Source organism: Devosia sp., from assembly GCF_041917035.1.
In the GTDB taxonomy this organism is placed as follows: Bacteria; Pseudomonadota; Alphaproteobacteria; order Rhizobiales; family Devosiaceae; genus Devosia_A.
Map to the genome: position 1 here is coordinate 1 of NZ_JAYRYM010000408.1, position 2,144 is coordinate 2,144.

Annotated in this window: 1 protein-coding gene; it reads left to right on the plus strand. The window is 71.7% G+C overall.

What is annotated here, in order from left to right; translation table 11 throughout:
* On the plus strand, positions 1–2,144 hold a 2,144-nt coding region (locus ACE3TU_RS21690; RefSeq protein WP_374627930.1), incomplete at both ends, for a hypothetical protein.

A 2,144-nucleotide genomic window follows, 5' to 3' on the forward strand; every position in this document is an offset into this window, starting at 1 on the left:
GTCATCATCCCGGACGAGAACCGGCCGGCGACACGGCTGCTTGGGGCGGCTGACGTGACCCTGGGGGCCGGGATGGCCTACAATGCCGTCGTCTCCGGTGGCCTGCTGGCGCTGCCGCCGCGCGACGCTACCGCCGAGCAGGCGGTCGAGCCCTACGAACTGGTGCGATTGCTGCGCGAGTTGCCGCTGCCCGCGCCGCCGCCGCTGCCGGGCACCATCGGCATCGACATTGCCGAACTCAACCTGCGCGCGTTCTCCCTGCGCAATGTGCGCCTCGACGCCCGCTCGGAGGCCGGCGGCTGGCAGGTGGAACAATTCAGCGGCGAGCTGCCGGGTGGGACGCGGGTCGACATCGCAGGCACAGTGACGCGGTTCGAGAACCGGTCCGAGTTCTCCGGCACGCTCTCCGTCGCTGCCGGGCGGCTCGACCAGCTGTCGGCGCTCTGGCGCAAGCCGGCCGCCGATACACCGCTGTTCAACCTGCCGGGCGGACTGACGGCCAGGGTCGATATCGTCGGCGAGACCTTGACCCTCAGCGAGGGACAGCTGTCGCTCGACGGCGAGAGTCGTGGCTTCGGTGCGCAGATCGGCATCGGCAGCGTCCGCGACATCCAGCTGACCGCCGACCTGGGCCGCCTCGACCCCAACCGGAGTGCGGCCCTCTTCGCGCTGCTGCCCGATTTCGCCCAGGATGCGGCCTTTCCCGTCACGTTCCCCAAGGGCGCCTTCGACATCGTGGCCGACGAACTGACGCTCGCCGGGCTGGCCGGGCGGCAGCTGGCCCTGTCCGGGTCCTGGGACGGTGGCGTGCTGGTGCTCGATCGTTTCGTGGCCGGCAGCCTTGGTGGCGGTGCGCTTGAGCTGTCCGGCACCGCCTTCGGCTCGTTCGAGCGGCCGGAACTGTCCGGAACTGGCACGGTCCGGCTGACCGCCCCCGATGCCCCGCTGCTCGGCGCGGTCTTCGACGTCGTCGGGGCCCCGCCGCTGCTGCGCCGTCTCGTCGCGGCATCGATTCCCCTCGATCTGGCGGCACGCCTCGGCGCGCCCAGCGGCGAAGGGGCACAGTCGCTGAGTGTCGCCGGCACCCTCGGCTCGGCCGACCTTTCGGCCGAGGCACAGCTCGAAGCCGGCTTCCTCAGGGCGCTGTCGGGGTCCATCCGGGTTCAGCTCGAGATGCGCTCCGGCGACGCGGACGCCCTGACGGGACAACTCGGGCTGGGCGACATCGGCCTCTTGCCGCAGGGCCAGCCGGTGCATCTCGTCGCCGTCGGCGAAGGCAATGTCGCCAACAGCATCGAGACGACGCTTCTTCTCGAGGGCGGCGGCGACTCGCTGGCCTTTGCCGGCAACATCGTCGTCAGCAATCCCGAGGCCCTGTCGGCTCGCGGCACGCTCAAGGCCACCCTGTCGGATCCGTCGGGGATCGCCGACTGGCTCGGCGCCGGCGGGCTGACCATCCCCCCGCTCACCGCATCCGCCCAGCTCGATTTCGAGGCCAACCGCCTCATCCGCCTGTCGGCGCTCGAGGGCCAGTCCGGTGGCCAGGCCTTCACCGGTCGTCTCGAGCTCGCCCGCGCCGGGTCGGCATCGAGCGTGTCGGGGGAGCTTGCCGTGAGCCGTCTCGAGCTTGGCGGCCTGCTCGGCGCCCTCGTGGGGCCGGCAGCTTCCATCGCCGGCGACGGTCTCTGGCCCGGCGGGCCGCTATCGACCGGCAATGCGCCGCGCGCGGTCGGCGGCCGGATTCGCATCACCACGCCGGAACTCGCGGTCGCCTCGAGATCGCTGACCGACGTGGCCTTCGACTTCGACTGGGATGCGACGGCCACGCGGCTCAGGGGACTCGAGGCGACGCTGGGTGGCGGCCGGGTCGCGCTGGAGCTGGCCGTCTGCTGTGCCGGTCCGTTGCCGGACAAGCAGGTGTCGGGTCGCCTGTCGCTGCAGGGCGTCCCCCTCGACAGCATGGTGCCGGACGCCATTGCCGATGCCCTCGGCGGCTCGGTCAGCGCTGCGGGCCGGTTCGACGGAACCGGCGGCAGCGTTGCCGGCGTGCTCCAGGCCATGACGGGCGAAGGAACCTACACGGTGGACGACTTCTCCATCGCCCGGCTCGATCCTCTGGCGCTGGCTGCCGTTGCGGCCGTCGA